Raw genomic sequence first — 23,851 nt, forward strand, 5'->3', positions numbered from 1 at the left:
AAATAGTACCTGAAACCGTGTGCCTACAAGCCGTGGGAGCGTCGCGCAAGGAACTTGTTCCTTGCGTCGTGACTGCGTGCCTTTTGAAGAATGAGCCTGCGAGTTTGCGGTGCGTTGCGAGGTTAACCCGTGTGGGGAAGCCGTAGCGAAAGCGAGTCCGAATAGGGCGATTCAGTAGCGCGCTCAAGACCCGAAGCGGAGTGATCTAGCCATGGGCAGGTTGAAGCGGAGGTAAGACTTCGTGGAGGACCGAACCCACCAGGGTTGAAAACCTGGGGGATGACCTGTGGTTAGGGGTGAAAGGCCAATCAAACTCCGTGATAGCTGGTTCTCCCCGAAATGCATTTAGGTGCAGCGTCGTGTGTTTCTTGCCGGAGGTAGAGCACTGGATAGGCGATGGGCCCTACCGGGTTACTGACCTTAGCCAAACTCCGAATGCCGGTAAGTGAGAGCACGGCAGTGAGACTGTGGGGGATAAGCTCCATGGTCGAGAGGGAAACAGCCCAGAGCATCGACTAAGGCCCCTAAGCGTACGCTAAGTGGGAAAGGATGTGGAGTCGCACAGACAACCAGGAGGTTGGCTTAGAAGCAGCCACCCTTGAAAGAGTGCGTAATAGCTCACTGGTCTAGTGATTCCGCGCCGACAATGTAGCGGGGCTCAAGCGTACCGCCGAAGTCGTGTCATTCATACAATAGGGCCAACGCCCGTATGGATGGGTAGGGGAGCGTCGTGTGCCGGGTGAAGCAGCCGCGGAAGCGAGTTGTGGACGGTTCACGAGTGAGAATGCAGGCATGAGTAGCGATACACACGTGAGAAACGTGTGCGCCGATTGACTAAGGGTTCCTGGGTCAAGCTGATCTGCCCAGGGTAAGTCGGGACCTAAGGCGAGGCCGACAGGCGTAGTCGATGGATAACCGGTTGATATTCCGGTACCCGCTGTGAAGCGTCAAACATTGAATCAGGCGATGCTAAGTCCGTGAAGCCGTTCCGGACCCTTCGGGAAAGGAAAGTGGTGGAGCCGACGGACCAGACTTGTAGTAGGTGAGTGATGGGGTGACGCAGGAAGGTAGTCCAGCCCGGGCGGTGGTTGTCCCGGGGTAAGGGTGTAGGCCGTGTGATAGGTAAATCCGTCACACATTAAGGCTGAGACCTGATGCCGAGCCGATTGTGGTGAAGTGGATGATCCTATGCTGTCGAGAAAAGCCTCTAGCGAGTTTCATGGCGGCCCGTACCCTAAACCGACTCAGGTGGTCAGGTAGAGAATACCGAGGCGTTCGGGTGAACTATGGTTAAGGAACTCGGCAAAATGCCCCCGTAACTTCGGGAGAAGGGGGCCATCACCGGTGATTGAATTTACTTCATGAGCTGGGGGTGGCCGCAGAGACCAGCGAGAAGCGACTGTTTACTAAAAACACAGGTCCGTGCGAAGCCGTAAGGCGATGTATACGGACTGACGCCTGCCCGGTGCTGGAACGTTAAGGGGACCGGTTAGTGCACTTTCGGGTGTGCGAAGCTGAGAACTTAAGCGCCAGTAAACGGCGGTGGTAACTATAACCATCCTAAGGTAGCGAAATTCCTTGTCGGGTAAGTTCCGACCTGCACGAATGGCGTAACGACTTCTCGACTGTCTCAACCATAGGCCCGGTGAAATTGCACTACGAGTAAAGATGCTCGTTTCGCGCAGCAGGACGGAAAGACCCCGGGACCTTTACTACAGTTTGATATTGGTGTTCGGTTCGGCTTGTGTAGGATAGGTGGGAGACTTTGAACTCTGGACGCCAGTTCAGGGGGAGTCGTCGTTGAAATACCACTCTGGTCGTGCTGGATGTCTAACCTGGGTCCGTGATCCGGATCAGGGACAGTGTCTGATGGGTAGTTTAACTGGGGCGGTTGCCTCCTAAAGAGTAACGGAGGCGCCCAAAGGTTCCCTCAGCCTGGTTGGTAATCAGGTGTTGAGTGTAAGTGCACAAGGGAGCTTGACTGTGAGACCGACGGGTCGAGCAGGGACGAAAGTCGGGACTAGTGATCCGGCGGTGGCTTGTGGAAGCGCCGTCGCTCAACGGATAAAAGGTACCCCGGGGATAACAGGCTGATCTTCCCCAAGAGTCCATATCGACGGGATGGTTTGGCACCTCGATGTCGGCTCGTCGCATCCTGGGGCTGGAGTCGGTCCCAAGGGTTGGGCTGTTCGCCCATTAAAGCGGTACGCGAGCTGGGTTTAGAACGTCGTGAGACAGTTCGGTCCCTATCCGCTGTGCGCGTAGGAATATTGAGAAGGGCTGTCCCTAGTACGAGAGGACCGGGACGGACGAACCTCTGGTGTGCCAGTTGTCCTGCCAAGGGCATGGCTGGTTGGCTACGTTCGGAAAGGATAACCGCTGAAAGCATCTAAGCGGGAAGCCTGCTTCGAGATGAGTATTCCCACCCCCTTGAGGGGTTAAGGCTCCCAGTAGACGACTGGGTTGATAGGCCAGATCTGGAAGCCCGGTAACGGGTGAAGGTGACTGGTACTAATAGGCCGAGGGCTTGTCCTCAGTTGCTCGCGTCCACTGTGTTTGTTCTCAGATAACGAACAGTTGTGTCGGCTGAACGGCTGCACTACTTAATTGAAGAGTGTGCTTGTTCGCTGCCTTGTTCGGGAACCCGTTTCCTTGAAACGGGACACTGATAGGGTTTCGGTGGTCATAGCGTGAGGGAAACGCCCGGTTACATTCCGAACCCGGAAGCTAAGCCTCAAAGCGCCGATGGTACTGCAGGGGGGACCCTGTGGGAGAGTAGGACGCCGCCGAACAATTTTTAGAGGACCCCTGGTCCCAGCACACACGCTGGGACCAGGGGTCCTTTTTGTTTTGTCGAAGCGCGCCGGCTACCCGGCTGCGCGAGAATGACTGCGGTACCGAAGACAGGAGTCACCCATGTCCACCAACTCTCCCGACGAGCGACCGGAACGCGACCAGCGACGCCGGGACAGTGGTGACCGGGACCGAGGCGGACCGCGACGCGACAACGACCGCGGCGGCTACGCGCCCCGCCGGGACGACCGCGATCGCGGCGGCGACCGGGACCGTGGCGGCGATCGCGACCGTGGTCCCCGTCGTGACGGCGACCGTCCCCCCTTCCGTCGCGATGACCGCGGTGGCGACAACCGTGGCGGCGGCTTCCGCCGTGACGACAGCCGCGGTGGCGACAACCGTGGCGGTGGCGGTTACCGCCCGCGTGACGATCGCGACCGTGGTCCCCGTCGTGACGGCGACCGTCCCCCCTTCCGTCGCGATGACCGCGGTGGAGACGACCGTCGTGACAACGACCGCGGTGGATACCGCCCCCGCGATGACCGTCGTGACGACCGCCGCGATGACAACCGTGGTGGCGGTTTCCGTCGCGATGACCGTGGTGGCGACAGCCGTGGTGGTGGGTTCCGTCGTGACGACCGTGGTGGCGACCGCCCCGCCTTCCGACGTGACGACCGTGGTGGTGACAGCCGTGGTGGTGGGTTCCGTCGTGACGACCGTGGTGGTGACAGCCGTGGTGGCGGTTTCCGTCCGCGTGACGACCGTGACCGTGGGCCGCGTCGTGATGGTGACCGTCCCGGTGGCGACCGCCCCGCCTTCCGACGTGACGACCGTGGCGGTGACAGCCGTGGTGGCGGTTTCCGTCGTGACGACCGTGGTGGTGACAGCCGTGGTGGCGGTTTCCGTCCGCGTGACGACCGTGACCGTGGGCCGCGTCGTGATGGTGACCGTCCCGGTGGCGACCGCCCCGCCTTCCGACGTGACGACCGCGGTGGTGACAGCCGTGGTGGCGGTTTCCGTCGTGACGACCGCGGTGGTGACAGCCGTGGTGGCGGTTTCCGTCCGCGTGACGACCGTGACCGTGGGCCGCGTCGCGATGGCGACCGTCCCGGTGGCGACCGCCCCGCCTTCCGACGTGACGAGCGTCGCGACACCGACCGCGGTGGGTTCCGTCCCCGTGACGACCGGCGCGACGACCGCCGCGACGACAACCGTGGTGGCGGCTTCCGTCGCGACGACAGCCGCGGTGGTGGGTACCGCCCGCGTGACGACCGCGACCGTGGGCCGCGCCGCGAAGACCGTGGTGGGCGGCCCGGCGGGTTCCGTGGGCGTGACGACCGTGGGGGCGACGACCGCCGTGGTGGCGGACGCTACCGCGACGAGCGTGACCGCGACCGCGAGCCCATCCGCCGGCTGCCGATCCCCGAGGACGTCACCGGCGACGAGATCGACAAGGACGTACGGCAGGAGCTCCAGAGCCTGCCGAAGGGCCTGGCCGAGGACGTCGCCAAGAACCTGGTGATGGTCGCCAAGCTGATCGACGAGGACCCCGAGCAGGCGTACGAGTACTCGAAGATCGCGCTGCGGCTCGCCTCCAGGGTCGCCGCCGTGCGCGAGGCCGCCGGCTTCGCCGCGTACGCGAACCAGAAGTACAGCGAGGCGCTCGCCGAGTTCCGCGCCGCCCGGCGCATGACCGGCAACGTCGAGCTGTGGCCCGTCATGGCGGACTGCGAGCGCGGTCTCGGGCGGCCCGAGAAGGCCCTCGACATGGCCGGTGCGCCCGAGGTGGCCAAGCTGGACAAGGCCGGACAGGTCGAGATGCGGCTCGTGGCGGCCGGTGCCCGGCGGGACATGGACCAGCTCGACGCGGCCATCGTGACGCTGCAGGGCCCCGAGCTCGCCTCGAACTCCGTACAGCCGTGGACCGCGCGTCTGCGGTACGCGTACGCCGATGCGCTGCTCGCGGCCGGTCGTAAGGACGAGGCGCGCGAGTGGTTCGCGAAGGCCGTCGAGTCCGACCGGGACGCCAGCACCGACGCGTCCGACCGGCTCGCCGAGATGGACGGGGTCGAGTTCGTCGACGCCTTCGCGGACGAGTCCGGCGAGGCGCCCGCCGCAGCCGCGGGGCCCAAGGCTTCCGCGGGTGACGACGACGAGCCCTGGGTCGAGGACGACGAGGACGTCGAAGAGTTCTACGACGAGGACGACGAGGAGTTCGAGCCCGAGAACGACAAGGGCTGAGCTCGGCGCTGTGAGCGGCTGACCGACGGCCGCGCATGACGCAGCACGATGAACGGGCGGGATCCCAGCAATGGGGTCCCGCCCGTTCGTCGTATGCGCCTACGGCCCACGCGCGCGTGCCTCGCGGTCAGTCCGCGAGCGTGCGCAGCACCAGACCGGTCGCCGGCTTCGGGCCGAACGAAGTCGACTTGCGGGGCATCGTCACGCCCTGCCGTGCCAGGTCGCGGACCACTTCCTCGCGCACCGGGTGCATGAGGACCGCCGTGCCGCCGTCACGTTCCGCCTTCGCGACCGTGGCGGCCGCGTCGTGGATGTACGCGATGTGCTCCGGCGCGTCCTCGGGGATGCCCCAGACATGGTCCAGGAGCGTGGAGTGCAGGACCGTCGCGTCCAGCGTGCGCCAGGCCTCCGGGCGGTCGGCAGGGATCGTACGGGCCAGGAGGTCCGGGGACGGGGCGTCCGCCAGGTGGAAGGAGCCGGCGCCGGCGAGGAGGAACGCGTTGCCGTGGGCGGCCGCGTCGGCGAGGGCGTCCAGGGCGTGCGACAGCGGGCCGGGGACTTCACGCAGGCGGAAGGAGTCCTTCAGGGCTGCCAGGGCGTCCGGGACCGCGAGGCGGTGCAGGAGGCGATGGATGGCGCGGACGCGCAACGGGTAGCGGGCCGTGTCCACGAGGAGGACCAGGCCGAAGTCCCACGGGGAGGGGGACGGCTGTTCGGAGCGCAGGCGCAGATACGTCGCCCAGCGGTGGTGGCCGTCCGCGATCAGGGCCTGGTGGTGGGCGAGGTCCACGCGGATCTCCGCCAGCTCGGCCGGGTCGGTGACCGACCACATGCGGTGGCCGAAGCCGTCCTCCGTGGTCGTCGCGAGGAGCGGGGGGCGCTTGACCGTGCGTTCGACGACCGCGGTCGTGCCGGTCGCGTTGCCCTCGCTGCGGTAGGTGAGGAGCAGGGGTTCGAGGTTGGCGGCCGTGGCGCGCATCAGGCCCGCGCGGTCGGCGACCACGTGCGGCATGACGTCCTCGTGGGGCAGGACGACCCCTTCGGACGGCTCGGACAGGCGCAGGGCACCGATGACGCCGCGCTGGAGGTGGTCGCCGCCGCGCTGCTCGTAGACGTACAGCGCGGGGGTCTCGTCGGGGGCCAGGACGCCCTCGGAGAGCCAGCGGCGCAGGGTGTCGGCCGCGAGGGCGTTACGGGTGTCCGGGGAGACGGCCTGCGGGAGGATCAGGCGGACGATGTTGTGCGGGTCCGCGGACTCCAGGTGGTGCAGACCGTCGGGGCGTACGACCACGTCGTACGGCGGTGACGTCACGGCGGCGAGGCTGCCCACGCGCTCGGGGACGTACCGCACACCCCTGAACGGGATCAGGTCGAGGCCGTCGCTGTCTGTCGGACCTGGGGGACCTGCAGTGTTCATTGCTGCATCGTATGTGTGTCAGTGGCATGAGCGATGATCGGGGGAGTGGGATCGAACGAGGAGCGATGTGTAATGAGCCAGACCGTCAGGACGCGGCCCGAAGGCAGTGAGCGGGCGCTGAACGAGGCGTACGACACGGCGCTGCTCGACCTCGACGGGGTGGTGTACGCGGGCGGTGACGCCATCGCGCACGCCCCCGAGTCACTCGCTGTGGCGCGCGGCGCGGGCATGGGGCTCGCGTATGTCACGAACAACGCGCTGCGTACGCCGGACGCGGTGGCCGAGCATCTGACGGAGCTGGGAATTCCGACGGAGGCGGCGGATGTCATCACGTCGGCGCAGGCCGTGGCACGCCTGATCAGTGAGCAAGTGCCGGACGGGTCACGGGTGTTGGTGATCGGCGGGGAGGGGCTGCGGGTCGCGCTGAGAGAGCGCGGGCTGGAGCCGGTGGACTCGGCCGACGACGAGCCGGTGGCGGTGGTGCAGGGGTATGGCGGGCCCGACCTGGCCTGGGGGCGGTTCGCGGAGGCCTGTTACGCGATCGCGCGTGGTGTGCCGTGGTTCGCGTCCAATACGGACCTGACCATTCCGAGCGCGCGCGGCATCGCTCCGGGCAACGGCGCGGCGGTCGAGGTCGTCCGAATCGCGACGGGTGCGCAGCCGCAGGTGGCCGGCAAGCCGCTGCCTCCGATGCACCGCGAGACGATCCTGCGGACCGGCGCGGAGCGGCCGTTGGTGATCGGCGACCGCCTCGACACGGACATCGAGGGCGCGTTCAACGGGAAGGTGGACTCGCTGCTCGTCCTGACCGGCGTCACCGACGGCGCGCAGCTGCTCGCCGCGCCGCCCCAGCACCGGCCCACGTATGTCGACGTCGACCTGCGGGGCCTGCTCACCGGGCAGCCGGATGTCGTGGCGCAGGGGGACGGGTTCGCGTGCGGGGGCTGGGTCGCGACCGCGCGAAACGAGCATCTTGAGCTGGAGGGGGACGGCGAGGCGATCGACGGGCTGCGTGCCCTGTGCGCGGCGGCGTGGACGGCGGCGGGGGACGGGACCTGCGGGCTCGACGGGGCGAAGGCGCTGGCGCGGCTGGGGGTTTGAGGCGGCGGGGGCGGGGAGGCGTGCCGGTGGGTGCGGCGTTTCCCGCGCTTTCCCGCTGCCTGCTTCCTCGCGCAGCTCCCGTCGGCAGCGATGCCGGTAGCGACCTCGAAGGGCGGGGAGGGTAGGCTAACCTAACCACGTGTTGGTCGACAGTCCCCCCGAACAGCGCGCGGACACCGCCGCCGCGCCCCCGAACCGCTGGGCGATACGTACGGTCGGGCTCCTCGGAGCCGTCGTCGTACTGCTCGTGCTCCTGGTCATGAGCATCGCGATCGGGGCGAAACCCCTGTCCGTGGACCAGGTGTGGCACGGCCTGTTCGACGACAGCGGGACGTTCAGCGACGTCGTGGTCGGCGAGCGGCTCGCGCGTACGCTGCTCGGGCTCCTCGCCGGTGTCGCGCTCGGACTCTCCGGCGCGGTCCTCCAGGCGCTGACCCGTAACCCGCTGGCGGACCCCGGACTCCTCGGCATCAACATGGGCGCCTCGGCGGCCGTCGTCACCGCCATCAGCTTCTTCGGCGTCAGCTCGCTGACCGGCTATGTGTGGTTCGCCTTCCTCGGGGCCGCGGCCGTGGGCGTTCTCGTCTACGTCCTCGGGGGGACCCGCAGCGCGACGCCGGTGCGGCTCGCGCTCGCCGGGACCGCCATCGGTGCCGCTCTCTACGGCTATCTCCAGGCCGTGATGATCATGGACAACGCGGCGCTCGGCAAGATGCGCTTCTGGACGGTGGGTTCGCTCGTCTCCGCCGACATGTCGACGATCCGGCAGGTGCTGCCGTTCATCGCCGTCGGTACGGTGCTCGCCCTCGCGCTCGCGCGGCCGCTCAACGCCATGGCGATGGGCGATGACACGGCCCGTGCCCTCGGCGCGAACCTGAACAGGACGCGTGCGCTGTCCATGGCGGCCGCCACGCTGCTGTGCGGCGCCGCGACCGCCGCCTGCGGGCCCATCGTGTTCGTCGGTCTCATGGTGCCGCACGTCGTGCGCTCCTTCACCGGCCCCGACCTGCGCTGGATCCTGCCGTTCTCGGCCGTCCTGTCGCCCGTACTGCTGCTCGGCGCCGACGTCGCCGGCCGGCTCGTGGCACGGCCCGCCGAGATCCAGGTCGGCATCGTCACCGCGATCATCGGCGGCCCCGTCTTCATCTACCTCGTGCGCCGGCGGAAGGTCACCCAGCTGTGAAGGCGATCCGTATCCGGGGCGGTATCTCCCTGCGCCTCGACATCCGCGCGTTCGTCGTCGTCCTCGTGCTGCTGTGCGCCGCGCTCGCCGCGAGCGTCGCGCTGATCGGCACCGGCGACTTCCCCATCTCCGCCACCGACGTGATCCGCACGCTGCTCGGCAACGGTGACCCGGGGCAGGAGTTCATCGTCAACGACCTGCGGCTGCCCAGGGTCCTCGTGGGCCTCCTCGTGGGCGCGGCGCTCGCGCTCGGCGGCGCGCTCTTCCAGGCCATCTCCCGTAATCCGCTGGGCAGTCCGGACATTCTGGGCCTCGGCCAGGGTTCCACGGCCGGTGCGCTCGTCATGATCGTGCTGTTCTCGGGGGGAGCCGTCCAGGTCGCGCTCGGGGCGCTCGTCGGCGGTCTGGTGACCGGGTTCGGCATCTATCTGCTTGCCTGGAAGCGCGGCGTGCACGGATACCGGCTCGTCCTGGTCGGCATCGGAATGTCCGCCATCATGACGGCGGTCAACGGCTATCTGCTGACCAAGGCCGACATCGTCGACGCCGCCCGCGCGACGGTCTGGATGACGGGATCGCTCGACGGTCGCGACTGGAAGCAGGTCTGGCCCCTGCTCGCCCTGTGTGCCGTCCTCGTACCCGTGGTCCTCACGTACGCGCGGCCGCTGCGCATGCTGGAGATGGGCGACGACGTGGCGAACGCGCTCGGGGTGCGGGTCGAGCGGACGCGGCTCGTCCTGCTCGTGGCCGCCGTGCTGCTCACCGCCGCGGCCACCGCCGCCGCGGGACCCGTCGGATTCGTCGCGCTGACCGCCCCCCAGCTGGCCCGGCGGCTGACCCGCTCGCCCGGTCCGAACATCGCGGCGTCCATGTGCATGGGCGCGGCCCTGCTCGTCAGCGCCGACTGGATCTCGCAGCGCGCCTTCGGCGCCGACCAGCTGCCCGTCGGGGTGGTCACCGGAGTCGTCGGCGGTGTCTATCTGCTGTGGCTCCTGGTCTCCGAGCGGAAGGCCGGCCGGATATGAGCGACAGGAACCCCAGCCAGAGCAGCAACCGGAGGAGCAACACCGTGAACCGACTGTCCGCCGAGAACGTCACCCTGGGCTACGACCAGCGTGTGATCGCGTCGGAGCTCTCGGTCGAGATCCCCGACAACTCCTTCACCGTGATCGTCGGCCCGAACGCCTGCGGCAAGTCCACGCTGCTGCGCGCGCTGTCGCGGATGCTGAAGCCCTCGGCGGGCCGGGTGCTCCTCGACGGGCAGGCCATCCAGTCGATGCCGGCGAAGAAGGTGGCACGCACGCTCGGGCTGCTGCCTCAGTCGTCGATCGCGCCCGACGGCATCACCGTCGGCGACCTCGTCTCCCGCGGCCGCTACCCCCACCAGGGCCTGCTGCGCCAGTGGTCCGGCGAGGACGAGCGGATCGTGCAGGAGTCGATGGCCTCCACCGGAGTCGCCGAACTGGCCGATCGCTTTGTCGACGAACTGTCCGGCGGTCAGCGCCAGCGCGTATGGATCGCGATGGCGCTCGCCCAGCAGACCCCGCTGCTCCTCCTCGACGAGCCGACCACGTATCTCGACATCCAGCACCAGATCGACGTACTGGACCTCTGCGCGGAGCTGCACGAGGAGCAGGGGCGCACGCTCGTCGCGGTCCTGCACGACCTCAACCACGCGGCCCGTTACGCCACCCACCTGATCGCCCTGCGCGGCGGCGAGGTCATCGCCGAGGGAGCGCCGGGCGACATCGTCACCGCGGACCTGGTCGAGCGGCTCTTCGGGATGAAGTGCCAGGTCATCGACGATCCGGAAACCGGCACGCCGCTGGTGGTGCCGGCCGCGCGGAAGGCCAGGAAGGGTCTGGTGCGGGACGCGGAGGCGCCCGCGAAGGCGGTGGCTAAAGCAGCGTCCTGAGCCGCAGCAGGTCGCGGAAGCCGGCCTCCAGCCTGATCCGGCCGGAGGCCCAGGCCTTCGCGAAGTTCAGCCTGCCGTCGACCATCGCGACCAGGTCGTCGCCGGTCATCGCGAGCCGGATCTGCGCCCGGTCGGGCGGCGGCCCGTCGACCGTGTCGAGCACCTCGATCCGGCCGTTCTCGAGCCGGCCCGTGAACGTGATCTCGAGGTCCGTGACATGGCAGCTCAGAGAGCGGTCGAGCGCAGCAGCGCTGCGTACCCCGCCCTCCGCGCCCGCCAGATTGTCCGAGAGTTTGTCGAGTGCGGCACGGCACTCCTGCGTCGTCGCCATCGCGGTCGACCGTACCCCAGTGCTACGGGGTAGCGTCGTGGCATGAACGACTCTCATCCGGACCCCGACCAGGTGCCGGACCAGGCGGCCGGGGCCCCGGAGGTCCAGGACGAACCGTCGTACGAGCCTGCGGCCCCGGCCCTCCTCGGCGTCCCGCGCACCCCCACGGGGAACGCGGACGTGGACACCGGGCTCGACCGGCTCGCCGACGTCGACCACCTCACTGCCGACGGACACATCGAGGTGTACGAGGATGTACACGGGGGCCTGCGTGACGCGCTGACCGCGCTGGACGCACGCCCCGAGCCCTCACCCTTGAACCGACACAGGAGCTGAACCGAACGTGGCAGGAGTGGCACGACGCCGCCTCGACGCCGAGCTCGTCCGCCGGAAGCTCGCCCGCTCGCGCGAGCACGCGAGCCAGCTGATCGCCGCGGGGCGCGTCACGGTCGGCAAGACCACCGCGACCAAGCCCGCCACGCAGGTGGAGACAGCCGCCGCGATCGTGGTCACGCAGGACGACAGCGACCCCGACTACGTCTCGCGCGGCGGCCACAAACTCGCGGGGGCGCTCGCGGCCTTCGTGCCGCAGGGGCTCGCCGTCGAGGGGCGCCGCGCGCTCGACGCGGGGGCCTCCACGGGCGGGTTCACCGACGTACTGCTGAGGGCCGGCGTCGCCCATGTCGTCGCCGTCGACGTCGGGTACGGGCAGCTCGCCTGGTCGCTGCAGAGCGATGAACGCGTCACCGTCAAGGACCGTACGAACGTACGCGAGTTGACGCTGGAGGCGATCGATGGAAAACCCGTGGACCTGGTCGTCGGAGACCTGTCCTTCATCCCGCTCGGCCTGGTGCTGCCCGCCCTCGCGCGGTGCGCCGCGCCCGACGCGGACCTGGTGCTCATGGTGAAGCCCCAGTTCGAGATCGGCAAGGAGCGGCTCGGCAGCGGCGGTGTCGTGCGGAGCCCGGAACTGCGGGCCGAGACGGTGCGCACGGTGGCCCGGCAGGCGTTCGAACTCGGCCTCGGCGTACGGGGTGTGACGGCGAGCCCGCTGCCCGGGCCGTCCGGAAACGTCGAGTATTTTCTGTGGCTCCGCGCCGGTGCGCCAGAACTCGACCCGGCAGACGTTGACCGTGCAGTGGCGGAGGGGCCGCGTTGACACAGACTCGAGCTCGAACTGTTTTCCTGCTCGCGCACACCGGGCGGCCCGCCGCCATCCGGAGTGCCGAACTCGTCGTCGAGGGGCTGCTGCGCAGCGGCATCGGCGTGCGGGTCCTGGAGTCGGAGGCGGCGGACCTGCCGCTCCCGGCGTCGGTGGAGCTCGTCAAGGAGGCGACTCCGGAGTGCCTCGACGCCTGTGAGCTGCTCGTCGTCCTCGGCGGCGACGGGACGCTGCTGCGCGGCGCCGAGTTCGCCCGCGCCTCCGGCGTCCCGATGCTCGGGGTGAACCTCGGCCGCGTCGGCTTCCTCGCCGAGGCCGAGCGCGACGACCTCGACAAGGTCGTCGACCGCGTCGTCACCAAGGCGTACGAGGTCGAGGAGCGCATGACGATCGACGTCGTCGTGCACAGCAACGGCGATGTCGTGCACCGCGACTGGGCGCTCAACGAGGCAGCCGTGCAGAAGATGTCGGCCGAGCGGATGCTCGAGGTCGTCCTGGAGATCGACGGGCGTCCCGTCACCGGCTTCGGCTGCGACGGCATCGTGTGCGCGACGCCCACCGGCTCCACGGCCTACGCGTTCTCCGCCGGCGGGCCCGTCGTGTGGCCCGAGGTCGAGGCGCTCCTCATGGTGCCGATCAGCGCGCACGCCCTGTTCGCCAAGCCGCTGGTGACGTCGCCGGAGTCGGTGCTCGCCGTCGAGGTGCAGCACCACACTCCGCACGGCGTGCTGTGGTGCGACGGACGGCGGACCGTGGAACTGCCCGCGGGGGCGCGGGTCGAGGTGCGGCGCGGGGCGGTGCCGGTGCGGCTCGCGCGGCTGCACCACGCCTCGTTCACGGATCGACTTGTCGCCAAGTTCGCGCTGCCCGTCTCCGGCTGGCGCGGTAAGCCCCAATGAGTACGTAGGTGATCACGTCCGTACGACGGTGATCGCGCGGTGGCGCATCACCGACCGCACCGGGACACCGGTCGCGAGCAGCGTCAGCAGGAGCGTGCCCGCGACCGTCCCGGCAGCCAGGGTCCAAGGGACGTACGGCACCGGGGAGCCGAACGCCGTGTCGAGGATCGGCGCCAGCGTGACGAGCGCGATCAGGACGCCGAGCAGCAGCGCCGTACCGGCGACGACGACGGCCTCCCACGCGGCCATGGAGCGCACCTGGCCGCGCTGGGTGCCGACGACCCGCAGCAGGGCCACATCCCGTCGCCGCTCGAACGAGATCATGGCGAGCGTGTTGGCCGCGGCGATGGCGGCGAACCCCGCGTACAGCGCCGTACCCATGTAGTCGAGCCACACTTCGCCGGTGCTGCCCGCCGAGCCCGTGCGGTGCTGCGCCGTCGTGTGCAGCGTGACCTTGGTGAGGCCGAAGCCGACGACGAGGACGAGCGGGACGACGGCGGCCGAGAAGCGGCGGGGCTGCGAGCGGACGTTGAGCATCGCGAGCCGCGCGCTCGCGCCGAAACGGCCCACGAGCGCCGAGACCAGCCAGGCCGCGGGGCCCACGATGCGCGGCCCGAGCAGGCCCACTCCCACGCAGAACAGGATCAGGACGAGGAACGCGCCCTGGCCCGCCTCCTCGGCGTCCTGCCGGGACAGCAGCACCGAGAGGAAGCACGCCCCGGCCACCGCGACCAGGCCGAGCGGCGCCCTGAGCAGGCCGAGGCGCCGCCTGCCCGCCGCCGCCTCGGACAGTGCGCGGGCTGGGCGCAGGAGCGAGAACCGCAGCGACGAGAGCAGCGCGGCGGCCGTCGACGTCACCACGGCCACCCCGAGACAGACCGGCAGCGCGACCCAGCTGAAGCGGAACGGCACCCCCGGCGGGATCAGGCCGTGCGTGACCATCCCGGAGAACCAGGCCCTGGCGAGCAGCCCGCCTGCCGCGAAACCCGCGAGCGCCGCGGGGACGGACGCGGCGAGTGCCTGCCTCGCCACCGCGCGGCGCACCTGACGCGGGCGGGCCCCGATCGCGCGCACGAGGGCGAGCTCGCGGTGCTGCTGCGTGACGGCCGTACCCATCGTCGAGACGACCACGAAAATCGACATGTAGATCGAACCGATGAGGAGGACGGCCGCGATGTCGCCGACGCCGTTCTCCGTGATGCGGTGGCGTGCGCCGGCCGGCAGCCCGTCGGTGCTGGTGGCGAGCAGCACCGTCGTCGACGCGCTCACCACAGTCGCCGCGAACAGTGCGGCGACCGCCGTGCCGACGAAGGCGGGACGGTGTGCCCCAAGGGCCGCTCGGGCCAGTCCGGTAGTCATGGGATCCAGGGTGCGGGCGCCCGGGGTGCGGGCACCATACGGCGGGCATCCGCTCCGGCAGGGGGATATCCCCACCCTCGCGGGTGACAACGGATGACAAAAGGGCCGGACGCAGCCGCTCACGACCTGCGAATTCGGTCCAAGGGGAGGGAAGCGGGGCAGGGCCCGTCGCACACATGGCTCCCGACCTCGTAAGGTCGTGTCCGTGTTGGAGGAGATGCGGATACGGTCGCTCGGAGTCATCGACGACGCGGTGGTCGAGCTGTCGCCGGGATTCACCGCCGTGACCGGCGAGACCGGTGCGGGCAAGACGATGGTGGTCACCAGCCTCGGCCTGCTGCTCGGCGGGCGCGCGGACCCAGCCCTCGTAAGGATCGGCGCCAAGGCGGCGGTCGTCGAGGGCCGGATCACCGTGCCCGAGGGCACCGCGGCCATCGTGCGCGCCCAGGAGGCGGGCGCCGAGCTCGACGACGGGGCGCTGCTCATCAGCCGTACCGTCTCTGCGGAGGGGCGCTCACGGGCGCATCTCGGCGGGCGTTCGGTGCCGGTGGGCATGCTGACCGAGCTCGCCGACGAGCTCGTCGCCGTGCACGGCCAGACCGACCAGCAGGGGCTGCTCAAGCTGTCCCGGCAGCGAGGGGCCCTCGACCGGTACGCGGGAGACGCGGTCGCCGTGCCGCTCACCAAGTACCAGGCCGCGTACCGTCGGCTCCGGGCCGTCAGCGCCGAGCTCGACACCATCGTCACCCGCGCGCGTGAACGCGCTCAGGAAGCCGATCTGCTGCGTTTCGGACTCGACGAGATCGCGGCCGTCGAGCCGCGCGCCGGCGAGGACGTCGAGCTGTCGGCGGAGGCCGAGCGGCTCGGTCACGCGGAGGCGCTCGCCTCGGCCGCCTCCGCCGCGCACGCCGCGCTCGCGGGCAACCCCGAGGACCCCGAGGGCGTCGACGCCACCACCCTCGTCGGCGGCGCGAACCGGGCGCTCGACGCCGTACGTTCGCACGACCCGGCCCTGTCCGCGCTCGCCGACCGGATCGGCGAGATCGGCATCCTCCTGTCCGACGTGGCGGGAGAACTCGCCGGATACGCCGACGATCTCGACGCCGACCCGCTGCGGCTCGCCGCGGTCGAGGAGCGGCGGGCGGCGCTGACACAGCTGACGCGCAAGTACGGCGGGGCCGGCGGGAGTACGGACGAGGTGCTCGCCTGGGCCGAGCAGGGCTCCGCGCGGCTGCTCGAACTCGACGGCGACGACGACCGGATCGGTGAGCTGACCGCCGAGCGGGACGGGCTCCGCGGTGAACTGGGCGGCCTGGCACAGGCGTTGACGGACTCCCGCACGGAAGCGGCGTCACGCTTCGCCGCGGCCGTCACGCAGGAGCTGGCCTCGCTCGCCATGCCCCACGCGCGCGTGTCCTTCGACATCCGCCGCACCGACGACCCGGACGGCGTCGAGCTCGACGGGCGCACGGTCGCGTACGGCCCCTCCGGCGTGGACGAGGTCGAGCTGCTGCTCGCCCCGCACCCCGGCGCCCCGCCGCGGCCGATCGCCAAGGGGGCCTCGGGCGGTGAGCTGTCCCGCGTGATGCTCGCCGTGGAGGTCGTGTTCGCCGGGACCGATCCCGTGCCCACGTATCTGTTCGACGAGGTCGACGCGGGCGTCGGCGGCAAGGCTGCCGTGGAGATCGGCAGGCGTCTCGCCAAGCTCGCCAAGTCGGCGCAGGTCGTGGTCGTCACGCACCTTCCGCAGGTGGCGGCGTTCGCCGACCGGCAGCTCCTCGTCGAGAAGACGAACGACGGGACCGTGACCCGGTCCGGTGTCACCGTCCTCGAGGGCGAGGACCGGATCCGTGAACTGTCCCGGATGCTGGCGGGCCAGGAGGACTCCGAGACGGCGCGCGCGCACGCGGAGGAACTGCTCGCCACCGCCCGAGCGGACGCGTAACCGCCCATGGAAAAGCGTGTGGTGGGCCGGTTCGCGGCCCTCGCGGCCGGTGCCGTCGTGGCCCGGGCAGGGTTTGCGGCGCTGCGGCGGGCCAGGCCGGGTGGGCCGGGTCTGTGGGAGCGGACGAACTTCGCGGGCCGGGCCGTCGACCTGTGCGCCGGGCCGGCCGTCGTGGCCGGTGCCGTCGCCGGTGCGGCCGCCGCCACCTCGGGTCGGGATCGCCGGGCCGCGGTCCTGGCCGTGCTCGCCGCCGGGGCGTGCGGCGCGTACGACGACGTGGCGGGTGCCGGTGATCCGCGCAGCGGGTTCCGGGCCCATCTGTCGGCGCTGCGCGACGGTGAACTGACCAGCGGGGCCGTGAAGTTGATCGGTATCTCCGCCGCGGGGCTCGCCGCGGGTTCGCTGCTCGAGGAACGGATCGTGGACAAGGCGCTCGCCGGTGTCGTGATCGCCGGCGCGGCGCACTTCGTGAACCTGGTGGACGTACGGCCCGGGCGGGCGGCCGCGGCCGTGCTCGCGCTCGGGGCGCCCGGACTGCTGATGGGGGCCATCGCCGCGGCCCCCATGGGCGCGGTGGCCGCCGTCCTGCCGGAGGATCTCGACGGGCGCACCATGATCGGCGACACCGGGGCACACGCCCTGGGCGCGGCGCTCGGCGTCGCCGTCGTCGCGGGGAACGGGCGCGCCGGACTCCTCGCCCACGCGGCCGGACTGGTCCTCGCCGCGGCATACGGGGACAAAGTGACTGCAATGGCCCGCGGGGCGGAGTCAGTTCGACACGCCTGAATTCACGCGTGTGGGTGATCCCGTACGACGTGTTGCCCACTCCGACACGGTGGGGACTCCGGGCCGGTGCCGGAACGCCCGTACGGGCTGGCATCCTTGGCCCAGACCGTTACGGCGCGACATCCCGCGCGTCCCGCACCGACCGACCCAGGAGCCCCGGCCACGTGAGTCACGTGAGCAGCCAGCCAGCGCACGGCCAGTCACCGCTGCGCACCGTGCAAGTGCTCGGCGGCGGCAGCGCCGGAAGCAGCACGCACGTCAGGTCGCTGGCCGCCGGGCTCGTCGCCAGAGGCGTACGCGTCACGGTGTGCGCACCCGTCGAGGTCGCACACGTCTACGGCTTCGCGGACGTCGGCGCGCAGCACGTCACCGTGCCCCGCAGCAGCGACCCCGGGTCCGTCGCGGCGCTCCGGGTCGCCTGCGCCGACGCCGACCTCGTCCACGCGCACGGGCTGCACGCCGCGCTGCGGGCCTCCCTCGCACTCAGCGGCAGGACCACGCCCCTCGTCGTCACCTGGCACACCCGCTCCCACGCCGAGGGCGCCCGCGCCCATCTGCTGCGTCTGCTCGAACGGCGCGTGGCCCGGGCCGCGTCCGTGGTCCTCGGCACCTCGTCGGACCTCGTCGAGCGGGCCCGCGTCCGCGGCGCCCGCGACGCAAGGCTGGCCGCGGTCGCCTTCCCGGCGCCGCGCCGCCCCGATGCATCGGAAGCCGCGCCGGTGCCGGGACCCGAGGGGCCCGAGGACCCGGAGCGCCTGCGGCACAAGTCACGGGCCGAACTCGGCGCTGTGGACCGGCCGTTGCTGATGGCCGTCGGCAGCCTCGTGAAACACCGCGGGTACGGGACGCTGCTGGACGCCGCGCGCACCTGGCGCCATCTCGACCCGCTGCCGCTGCTCGTCATCGCGGGCGAGGGGCCGGAGCGGGGCGCGCTCCAGCGCCGCATCGAGAGCGAGCAGCTGCCGGTACGGCTCGTGGGGCGCCGTGACGACGTCTCCGAGCTGCTCGCGTCCGCCGATGTGGCTCTGCTGACCAGCAGTTGGGAGTCCCGGTCGATCCTCGCGCAGGAGGCGCTCCACGCGCGCGTGCCGCTCGTCGCGACGGACGTCGGCGGTATCCCCGAACTCGTCGGCGACGCCGCGGAACTCGTCCCTTACGGCGACGCACGGGCCCTCGCCGACGCCGTCACCCGTCTCCTGTCCGACCCCGCGCGCCGCGACCGACTCAGGGAGCGTGGCGCCGTACAGGCGGCGTCGTGGCCGACGGAGGACGAGACGGTGGCCCAAGTGCTCAGCGTCTACGACGAGTTGACGGGCGCACGGGCGTAGGGCCGACCTGCTTCAGCCCTGGCGGCACGCTCACCCCACATGCCTGCGCGCCCGCAGAGCAAGGCTCAACGCGAGCACCGTCTGCGGGTCGTCGAGGTCCGTGCCGAGCAACTCGCTTATGCGGGCGAGGCGGTTGTAGAGCGTCTGGCGGTTCAGATGGAGTTCGCGGGCCGTCTCCGCCTTGCGGCCCGCGTGCGCCAGATACGTCTGGAGTGTGGGAAGCAGCGGGGGCTTGGCGCGGCGGTCGTGGGCCTGGAGGGGGCCGATCGCGCGCTCCACGAACGCCGCCAGGTCCGGGTGGTCCCGCAGCCGCCACAGCAGCAGGTCGATGTCGAGGCGCCGCGCGTCGTACCAGGGCCGGTCCGACAGGCCCTGCGCCGCCGTGGCCGTCTCGGCCGCGTGCCGCAGGCCGGCCGCGGCCGCGGCCCAGCCGCCCGCGCCGCCGACCACGACGACCGGCGGCTGCGTCCCGGCACGCTGCATGCCCGCCCGCTCGACCCCCGCCCGCAGCGCCGCGGCCACCCGGTCCGCGACCGCCGTGCGCTCCGAGTCCGACCGCAGCCCGAGCAGCAGGGGAACGCGCCCCTCGACGGGCCGTACGCCGAGCAGGACCGGAACGCCCACCGCGGCCAGCTCCTCGGCCACCGCCCTGGCGAGGACCGCCCAGCCGCCGCCGGGGGAGAGGCCCACCGAGCCCACCGACGCCTCGGGCAGCCGCATCACGACCGGCAGCAGCGGCCCCTGGCCACCCGGCTTGAACCCGAGGACGCGCGCCTGCGCCGGGGCGTCGTCCGGCGTGATCCGGCCCTCCGCGAGATCCGTGAGGAAGTCACCGCGGCCGCGCGCCGCCAGCTCCTCCTCCTGGCGGGCCTGCATCAGCACGACGGCGAGGCTGCTCGCCGCCCGTTCCGCCGCGATCCGGTGCACGGGCGCCAGCGGTGCCGCGACCGGCAGCAGCACGAGGCGTGCCCGCACGGACCCGGTACCGGGCCCGCCGCCCGGCACGTCGACGAGCACGGCTCCGGCGGGAGGCTCGTCCCGGTCGGCGGGCTTGCCGCGCATCCCTTCCCACACCTGGAGCGGGTCTGCGACCTCGGGCTCGCCCCCGGCCGCGTACAGGAGCTGCCCGTCGGCTGTCTCCAGGAACACCGGGTTGCCGCTGAACTCCGCGAGGATGCGCAGGACTTGGGGCACTCCGCCGCCGCCGAGCAGGGCCTCGGTGCAGCGCCGGTGCACCTCCTCGGCGCGCTGGAGGAGCGCGTAGTGCCCGTTGACGATCTCGGTGTGGACCTCCTCGGTGACCGTCACGAACGGCACCTCGCGGTGCAGCTGCACCAGGGGGAGGCCGGCCGTGCGCGCGGTCTCCACGAGTGCGGCCGGCAGCCGTGCGAAGCGCTGGCCCAGCTCGATCACGAGGGCGGAGATGCCGCGGTCGGCGAGCTTGCGGACGAAGGCCCGCTGCTCGGCGGGGCGCGTGCCGATGCCGAACCCGGTGGTCAGGAGCAGCTCGCCGCCCTTGAGGAGCGAGGCGATGTTGGGCACCTCGCCGGCGTGCACCCAGCGCACCGTGCGCTGCAGCCGGTCCGCGCCCGCCACCACTTCCGGGAGCCCGCTGCGCAGACCTGGCAGTTCCAGGGCCCGCTGCACGGTGATGCCGCCCTGGGTGCCGGGCGCGCTGCTGTGGGGGGCCTGAGTGTCCATGGTGCGGACGCTACCTGCGCGCACGTTCCTGGAAAACCTCCGGCCACCAGGCAGGACGCGCCGACGCCGCCGGCGGCGCGTCCCCAGGGGGAACGCGCCGCCGGAAAGGTGATCAGGGAGCCGGGTGTAGGTTCCGGTGAGCCGTGAGCAGGGGCGTTTGTGCGACCTGCGTTTTCACGCCTCGATTCCGCGCTCGTGTCGGTGGCGCAGTCCCGTCTTCGTGTCGTTTTTCTCAGCCGCTGGCGTGCTGTCCCAGGGTGGCGCCTGGAGGAAATCTCCAATGGCGCTGTGCCCGTTGGCGGGTTCCGGTGAACGTCTTTGCTCGGCACGACGTAGCGGGGCCGTTCGATCAGCCTGTGGCGGCGAGGCTGCCTGAAGGTTGGCCCGGTCCATGTCGGACACGACGCACTCCGGCAAATCCTGTCTGGCCCAGGTGGCCGTGGCGGGCGGAGCGGACCTGCCTCGGGGTCGCGGGCGGCGACGGCACCCAGGCGCGCGATCAGGCGCCCCCTGGCGAGCCGCCGTGGCTCATGGCGGCTGGTGCTGCTCAGCCTGGGCAGCCGGGTCTGAGATTGACCGTTCGCTCGGCCTTGCTCCTACCTGCCGGCCAGAGCTTCGGCCTCCGTACGGGCCCGCACCGCCTCCAGCGCAGCGTATTCCGCCTCCAGGATCGCGGAGCCGGCGTAGTCGATCGCGAACGACGCGTACCCCTCCGCATCATCCGCCTTGAGCTCGGCATGCTTCACGTCAAGCTCGCCCTTGCGCTCCTGGAGATGGCTCTTGACCGTCGCTACGTGCTCCTGCCACTTGTTCCTTGCCTCTTCCAGTGACGCAGCGGCAGCGGCGTTCTGCTCGGCTCCCTCACGGCGGAGTTGCTCTGCCCGCTGTTCCGTCTCCCGCTGAACCTGTTCGATCGCGGCCGCCAGATCCTCCTGGTCCTTGGCGATGGCACTCTGCACCTGCTCTTGTGCGTGCTTCGACCAATCCGTCAGTTGGGTGATGCGGTCCGTCATCTGCGTCATGGTCCTGCCCTTCCGATTGCTCTAAAAGGAGGATTCTCATTAATTCGAACATATCCGGCGGGTGGCTGCTACTCGCGTGGCAGCGGACAGAGCGGGACGTGACCGTCGCCACGTCCAGGGCGGCTCGCCACTGGACGCCTGATCGGCGGATTGAGCCTCCTGCAGCGCGCTCTCACCAGCGTGACCGGATATGCCGCGCCGTTGCACGCCGCCGGTCTCGGTCAGCGGCGCCGCGGACATGCGCGGGGGCGCGACAGCGGTTAGACAAGAAGGGTGATGGTCAACAGACTGGAAGATGTCAGAATCCCACCCGAACTGTCTGTTCTGTGTGGACCGTTGATCCGTGGCCGGTCGGACACCCACGCGCCTGTGCCGGAATCGTCGTCCATGCGCACTCGTGAGCCGGGCCACGACGGCACGCCGGTGACCGGCGTGGTCTCCCGCGAGCACGTGTCCGAGCTGGTGGTCAGGCAGTCGACTCGGCCGGAGCCCCCTCCGCTGGGTGCAACCAAGGCCGCCCGGCTGGCTGTTGCGCCCCTTGGTCTCCCCTACGTCCGTCAATGACGCAGCCGGACCCCGGCCAGGAGCCGCAGCCGCCTGAAAGGCCCCCGCCTTCCGAAGGCGAGGCCGCAGAGGCGGGCGGTGCCGCCCGGATGCCCCGGTGGCTGCCGCGTGCCATGGTGCTTGCGCTTGCCCTGGTGGCCGCCTTCCAGCTTGGCAGCTGGGCGTTCCACAGACTTACTGGTCTGCTGGTCGGCATTCTGATCGCGTCTTTCCTGGCCCTGGGAATCGAGCCGCCGATCGGCCGGATGGTGGCCCGGGGGATGCGCCGGGGCCTGGCCGCCCTTCTGGTGTGCCTCGCCGTGGTCCTTGTGGTGGCGGGGTTCTTCGCGCTGTTCGGCTCGTTCCTGGCGGGCCAGATCAGCGGCATCGTCGAGCACTTCCCGCGGTACTTCGACTCTTTCATCGGCTGGATCAACCGGACGTTCCACACGGATCTGTCGCGGGTCGACATCCAGGGCCGGCTGTTGCGCGCGGACTGGCTGCGTACGTACGTGCAGAAGAGCGCGGGCGGCGTGTTCGACTTCTCGGCTTCCGTGCTGGGCGGTCTGTTCCGGCTGCTGACGATCTTCCTGTTCGCGTTCTACTTCGCCGTGGACGGCCCCCGGCTGCGCCGCGCGCTGTGCTCGCTGCTGCCACCGGCCAAGCAGACAGAGGTGCTGCGGGCCTGGGAGATCGCGGTCGACAAGACGAGCGGATACCTCTACTCCCGTGGGCTGATGGCCCTGATCTCCGCGGTCGCCCACTTCGTCATGCTGGCACTGCTGGGCGTGCCGTATGCCCCGGCGCTCGCCGTGTGGGTAGGCGTGGTGTCGCAGTTCATCCCGGTCATCGGCACCTATCTGGCCGCGGCCGTGCCCATCCTGGCCGCGTTCGCCGTCGACCCCTGGTACGCGGTGGTGGTGCTGATCTTCGTAGTGGTCTACCAGCAGTTCGAGAACTACCTGATCCAGCCGAAACTCACGTCCAAAACCGTGGACATCCATCCAGCGGTGGCCTTCGGCTCCGTGATCGCGGGCACCGCGCTGCTCGGTGTGGCCGGCATGCTGATCGCCATTCCGGTGGTAGCCACTATGCAGACGTTCTTCAGTGCATATGTGAAGCGATACCACGTGGCAGATGATCTGGAGAAACAGAACGGCCGGCATGACCCGCGCGGGGACGGGCCGTCGCTGCGGGCGCGGCTGCGCGGACTGCTGCGCCGCCGCGGCCGTTCCTGATCGGGCTTGCGAAGACCTCCGCCAGGTGAAACAGGCCCGGTTGGGTGACGATGGAGGTGTACGACCCGACCGTGCTCTTCCAGGAGGAGGCAGCGGCATGACTTATCCCTCCGATTCCTCGGGCACCGGCCCTGCGCGCGGCACCGAGCCACAAGACGCCCCCCTGACCGAAGACCTGGGTGCCTTGGCGAACATGGGCTGGCAGATCCTGCTCACCATGGGCCTGGCCACCATCGCCCTGGGCGTCGTCGTTTTCGCCTGGCCTGAGGAAACGCTGCGGGTCGTCGGCGTACTCTTCGGCATCTACCTGCTGGCCACCGGCGTCTTCCAGCTGGCCGCCGCCTTCGGCACGCACGTCCCCCGGCATCTTCGGGTGCTGCACTTCCTCACGGGTGCGCTCTCCGTCCTGCTGGGGCTGATCTGCTTCCGGGGCACCCTGCAGTCGATCTTCCTGCTCGCCCTGTGGATCGGCTTCAGCTGGCTGCTGCGCGGCATCATGGTGACGGCTGCGGCGGCCTCCGCCAAGGACATGCCGGCACGCGGCTGGCAGTTGTTCTACGGGATCATCAGCACTGTGGCGGGAATTGTGCTGATCGTCTCGCCGTTCACCTCGATCGGCGCACTCACCCTGGCGGTGGGCATCATGGCCGTGGTCCTGGGGGTGGTCGAGGTGTTCCAGGCCGTCAGGATGCGCGTCGAAGTCGGTCGCCTCGCTCCTGGCGGCACTGCCGCCGAGCGGCGGCCCCTGTTCCACCGCCCGCACCCTCAGCACTGATCGCGGCGCAGACTCCGGCGACCCGCTCGTGCGGCGCGCGCCATACCGGGCGTTTGTGGCCGTCCATCTGCCCGGCTGCCGCAGCGCACGGGTGTGCCGCCAACCGGCACTG

19 protein-coding genes and 2 rRNA genes (1 of these 21 running past the window's edge) are annotated in these 23,851 nt (G+C 70.2%); 16 read left to right on the forward strand and 5 right to left on the reverse strand.

What is annotated here, in order from left to right; genetic code table 11:
- The 4 genes from OG698_RS34765 to OG698_RS34780 form a co-directional block, all read left to right on the forward strand.
- Window positions 1-2,535 (forward strand): 23S ribosomal RNA (locus OG698_RS34765) (it extends 586 nt beyond the left edge of the window).
- A 140-nt stretch (window positions 2,536-2,675) separates the two neighbouring features.
- Window positions 2,676-2,792 (forward strand): 5S ribosomal RNA (gene rrf / locus OG698_RS34770).
- 182 nt (window positions 2,793-2,974) lie between these two features.
- Complete coding sequence (locus OG698_RS34775) at window positions 2,975-4,315, forward strand: hypothetical protein (RefSeq protein ID WP_406111760.1); 1,341 nt, start codon at window positions 2,975-2,977, stop codon at window positions 4,313-4,315.
- Window positions 4,207-5,034, forward strand: a complete 828-nt coding sequence (locus tag OG698_RS34780; protein WP_406111471.1) for a hypothetical protein — start codon at window positions 4,207-4,209, stop codon at window positions 5,032-5,034. Before OG698_RS34775 ends, OG698_RS34780 begins: the two co-directional genes overlap by 109 nt.
- Before the next feature lie 127 nt (window positions 5,035-5,161).
- Here OG698_RS34780 and OG698_RS34785 read toward each other — a convergent pair whose 3' ends face one another.
- Entirely contained in the window at window positions 5,162-6,451 is a 1,290-nt protein-coding gene (locus OG698_RS34785; RefSeq protein ID WP_406107734.1) for a DUF1015 family protein, read from the reverse strand.
- Window positions 6,452-6,523: 72 nt separating this feature from the next.
- On the opposite strand from OG698_RS34785, the gene OG698_RS34790 reads away from it, so the two are divergent.
- From OG698_RS34790 to OG698_RS34805, 4 genes are all read left to right on the forward strand, one after another.
- Window positions 6,524-7,552, forward strand: a complete 1,029-nt coding sequence (locus OG698_RS34790; RefSeq protein ID WP_406107735.1) for an HAD hydrolase-like protein — start codon at window positions 6,524-6,526, stop codon at window positions 7,550-7,552.
- Between the two features lie 139 nt (window positions 7,553-7,691).
- On the forward strand, window positions 7,692-8,735 hold the full coding sequence (locus tag OG698_RS34795; protein WP_406107736.1) for a FecCD family ABC transporter permease: 1,044 nt from the start codon (window positions 7,692-7,694) through the stop codon (window positions 8,733-8,735).
- Window positions 8,732-9,760: a FecCD family ABC transporter permease gene (locus OG698_RS34800; RefSeq protein WP_406107737.1), complete on the forward strand. Its 1,029-nt coding sequence runs from the start codon at window positions 8,732-8,734 to the stop codon at window positions 9,758-9,760. Before OG698_RS34795 ends, OG698_RS34800 begins: the two co-directional genes overlap by 4 nt.
- Entirely contained in the window at window positions 9,757-10,650 is an 894-nt protein-coding gene (locus OG698_RS34805) for an ABC transporter ATP-binding protein (protein ID WP_406107739.1), read from the forward strand. Before OG698_RS34800 ends, OG698_RS34805 begins: the two co-directional genes overlap by 4 nt.
- Here OG698_RS34805 and OG698_RS34810 read toward each other — a convergent pair.
- On the reverse strand, window positions 10,634-10,981 hold the full coding sequence (locus tag OG698_RS34810) for an SCP2 sterol-binding domain-containing protein (protein WP_326776456.1): 348 nt from the start codon (window positions 10,979-10,981) through the stop codon (window positions 10,634-10,636). The genes OG698_RS34805 and OG698_RS34810 overlap by 17 nt on opposite strands.
- Before the next feature lie 42 nt (window positions 10,982-11,023).
- Between OG698_RS34810 and OG698_RS34815 the strand changes: the two genes are divergently transcribed.
- Genes OG698_RS34815 through OG698_RS34825 form a run of 3 tightly spaced genes read left to right on the forward strand, consistent with a single transcriptional unit; the run spans window position 11,024 to window position 13,042 of the window.
- Window positions 11,024-11,317, forward strand: a complete 294-nt coding sequence (locus tag OG698_RS34815; protein ID WP_406107740.1) for a hypothetical protein — start codon at window positions 11,024-11,026, stop codon at window positions 11,315-11,317.
- Window positions 11,318-11,324: 7 nt separating this feature from the next.
- On the forward strand, window positions 11,325-12,140 hold the full coding sequence (locus OG698_RS34820; RefSeq protein WP_384250983.1) for a TlyA family RNA methyltransferase: 816 nt from the start codon (window positions 11,325-11,327) through the stop codon (window positions 12,138-12,140).
- Complete coding sequence (locus OG698_RS34825) at window positions 12,137-13,042, forward strand: NAD kinase (RefSeq protein ID WP_399984118.1); 906 nt, start codon at window positions 12,137-12,139, stop codon at window positions 13,040-13,042. Before OG698_RS34820 ends, OG698_RS34825 begins: the two co-directional genes overlap by 4 nt.
- A gap of 12 nt (window positions 13,043-13,054) precedes the next feature.
- Here the strand turns inward: OG698_RS34825 and OG698_RS34830 are convergent, their stop codons facing one another.
- Window positions 13,055-14,401, reverse strand: a complete 1,347-nt coding sequence (locus OG698_RS34830) for an FtsX-like permease family protein (protein ID WP_406107742.1) — start codon at window positions 14,399-14,401, stop codon at window positions 13,055-13,057.
- A 217-nt stretch (window positions 14,402-14,618) separates the two neighbouring features.
- Here OG698_RS34830 and recN point away from each other — a divergent pair, with 217 nt between their 5' ends.
- The 3 genes from recN to OG698_RS34845 all read left to right on the forward strand — a co-directional run bounded on the left by recN (window position 14,619) and on the right by OG698_RS34845 (window position 18,460).
- The gene (gene recN / locus OG698_RS34835) at window positions 14,619-16,346 is read left to right on the forward strand and encodes a DNA repair protein RecN (RefSeq protein WP_399984146.1); all 1,728 of its coding nucleotides are present in this window, start codon (window positions 14,619-14,621) and stop codon (window positions 16,344-16,346) included.
- A gap of 6 nt (window positions 16,347-16,352) precedes the next feature.
- On the forward strand, window positions 16,353-17,132 hold the full coding sequence (locus tag OG698_RS34840) for a hypothetical protein (RefSeq protein WP_406107744.1): 780 nt from the start codon (window positions 16,353-16,355) through the stop codon (window positions 17,130-17,132).
- Between the two features lie 164 nt (window positions 17,133-17,296).
- On the forward strand, window positions 17,297-18,460 hold the full coding sequence (locus OG698_RS34845) for a glycosyltransferase family 4 protein (protein WP_406107746.1): 1,164 nt from the start codon (window positions 17,297-17,299) through the stop codon (window positions 18,458-18,460).
- A 30-nt stretch (window positions 18,461-18,490) separates the two neighbouring features.
- On the opposite strand, the gene OG698_RS34850 is transcribed toward OG698_RS34845, so the two are convergent.
- Both OG698_RS34850 and OG698_RS34855 read right to left on the reverse strand, forming a co-directional pair.
- The gene (locus tag OG698_RS34850; RefSeq protein ID WP_326776462.1) at window positions 18,491-20,161 is read right to left on the reverse strand and encodes a PucR family transcriptional regulator; all 1,671 of its coding nucleotides are present in this window, start codon (window positions 20,159-20,161) and stop codon (window positions 18,491-18,493) included.
- 596 nt (window positions 20,162-20,757) lie between these two features.
- A complete protein-coding gene (locus OG698_RS34855) occupies window positions 20,758-21,183 on the reverse strand; it encodes a hypothetical protein (protein ID WP_406107748.1) in 426 nt (141 codons plus the stop codon).
- A gap of 560 nt (window positions 21,184-21,743) precedes the next feature.
- Between OG698_RS34855 and OG698_RS34860 the strand changes: the two genes are divergently transcribed.
- Entirely contained in the window at window positions 21,744-22,964 is a 1,221-nt protein-coding gene (locus OG698_RS34860; RefSeq protein ID WP_406107749.1) for an AI-2E family transporter, read from the forward strand.
- Window positions 22,965-23,061: 97 nt separating this feature from the next.
- Window positions 23,062-23,739 carry an HdeD family acid-resistance protein gene (locus OG698_RS34865; protein WP_406107751.1) on the forward strand — a complete coding sequence of 226 codons (678 nt, stop codon included), beginning with the start codon at window positions 23,062-23,064 and terminating at the stop codon, window positions 23,737-23,739.
- The last annotated feature ends 112 nt before the right edge of the window (window positions 23,740-23,851 follow it).

This window comes from Streptomyces sp. NBC_01003, from assembly GCF_045162695.1.
GTDB lineage: Bacteria > Actinomycetota > Actinomycetes > Streptomycetales > Streptomycetaceae > Streptomyces.

Excerpts from the sequence above, each read along its gene's own strand:
- OG698_RS34785 (WP_406107734.1), bottom strand. The coding sequence starts at position 6,451 with ATGAACACTGCAGGTCCCCCAGGTCCGACAGACAGCGACGGCCTCGAC.
- OG698_RS34790 (WP_406107735.1), top strand. The coding sequence starts at position 6,524 with ATGAGCCAGACCGTCAGGACGCGGCCCGAAGGCAGTGAGCGGGCGCTG.
- OG698_RS34805 (WP_406107739.1), top strand. The coding sequence starts at position 9,757 with ATGAGCGACAGGAACCCCAGCCAGAGCAGCAACCGGAGGAGCAACACC.
- OG698_RS34810 (WP_326776456.1), bottom strand. The coding sequence starts at position 10,981 with ATGGCGACGACGCAGGAGTGCCGTGCCGCACTCGACAAACTCTCGGAC.
- OG698_RS34815 (WP_406107740.1), top strand. The coding sequence starts at position 11,024 with ATGAACGACTCTCATCCGGACCCCGACCAGGTGCCGGACCAGGCGGCC.
- OG698_RS34830 (WP_406107742.1), bottom strand. The coding sequence starts at position 14,401 with ATGACTACCGGACTGGCCCGAGCGGCCCTTGGGGCACACCGTCCCGCC.
- recN (WP_399984146.1), top strand. The coding sequence starts at position 14,619 with ATGCGGATACGGTCGCTCGGAGTCATCGACGACGCGGTGGTCGAGCTG.
- OG698_RS34840 (WP_406107744.1), top strand. The coding sequence starts at position 16,353 with ATGGAAAAGCGTGTGGTGGGCCGGTTCGCGGCCCTCGCGGCCGGTGCC.
- OG698_RS34850 (WP_326776462.1), bottom strand. The coding sequence starts at position 20,161 with ATGGACACTCAGGCCCCCCACAGCAGCGCGCCCGGCACCCAGGGCGGC.
- OG698_RS34855 (WP_406107748.1), bottom strand. The coding sequence starts at position 21,183 with ATGACGCAGATGACGGACCGCATCACCCAACTGACGGATTGGTCGAAG.
- OG698_RS34860 (WP_406107749.1), top strand. The coding sequence starts at position 21,744 with ATGACGCAGCCGGACCCCGGCCAGGAGCCGCAGCCGCCTGAAAGGCCC.
- OG698_RS34865 (WP_406107751.1), top strand. The coding sequence starts at position 23,062 with ATGACTTATCCCTCCGATTCCTCGGGCACCGGCCCTGCGCGCGGCACC.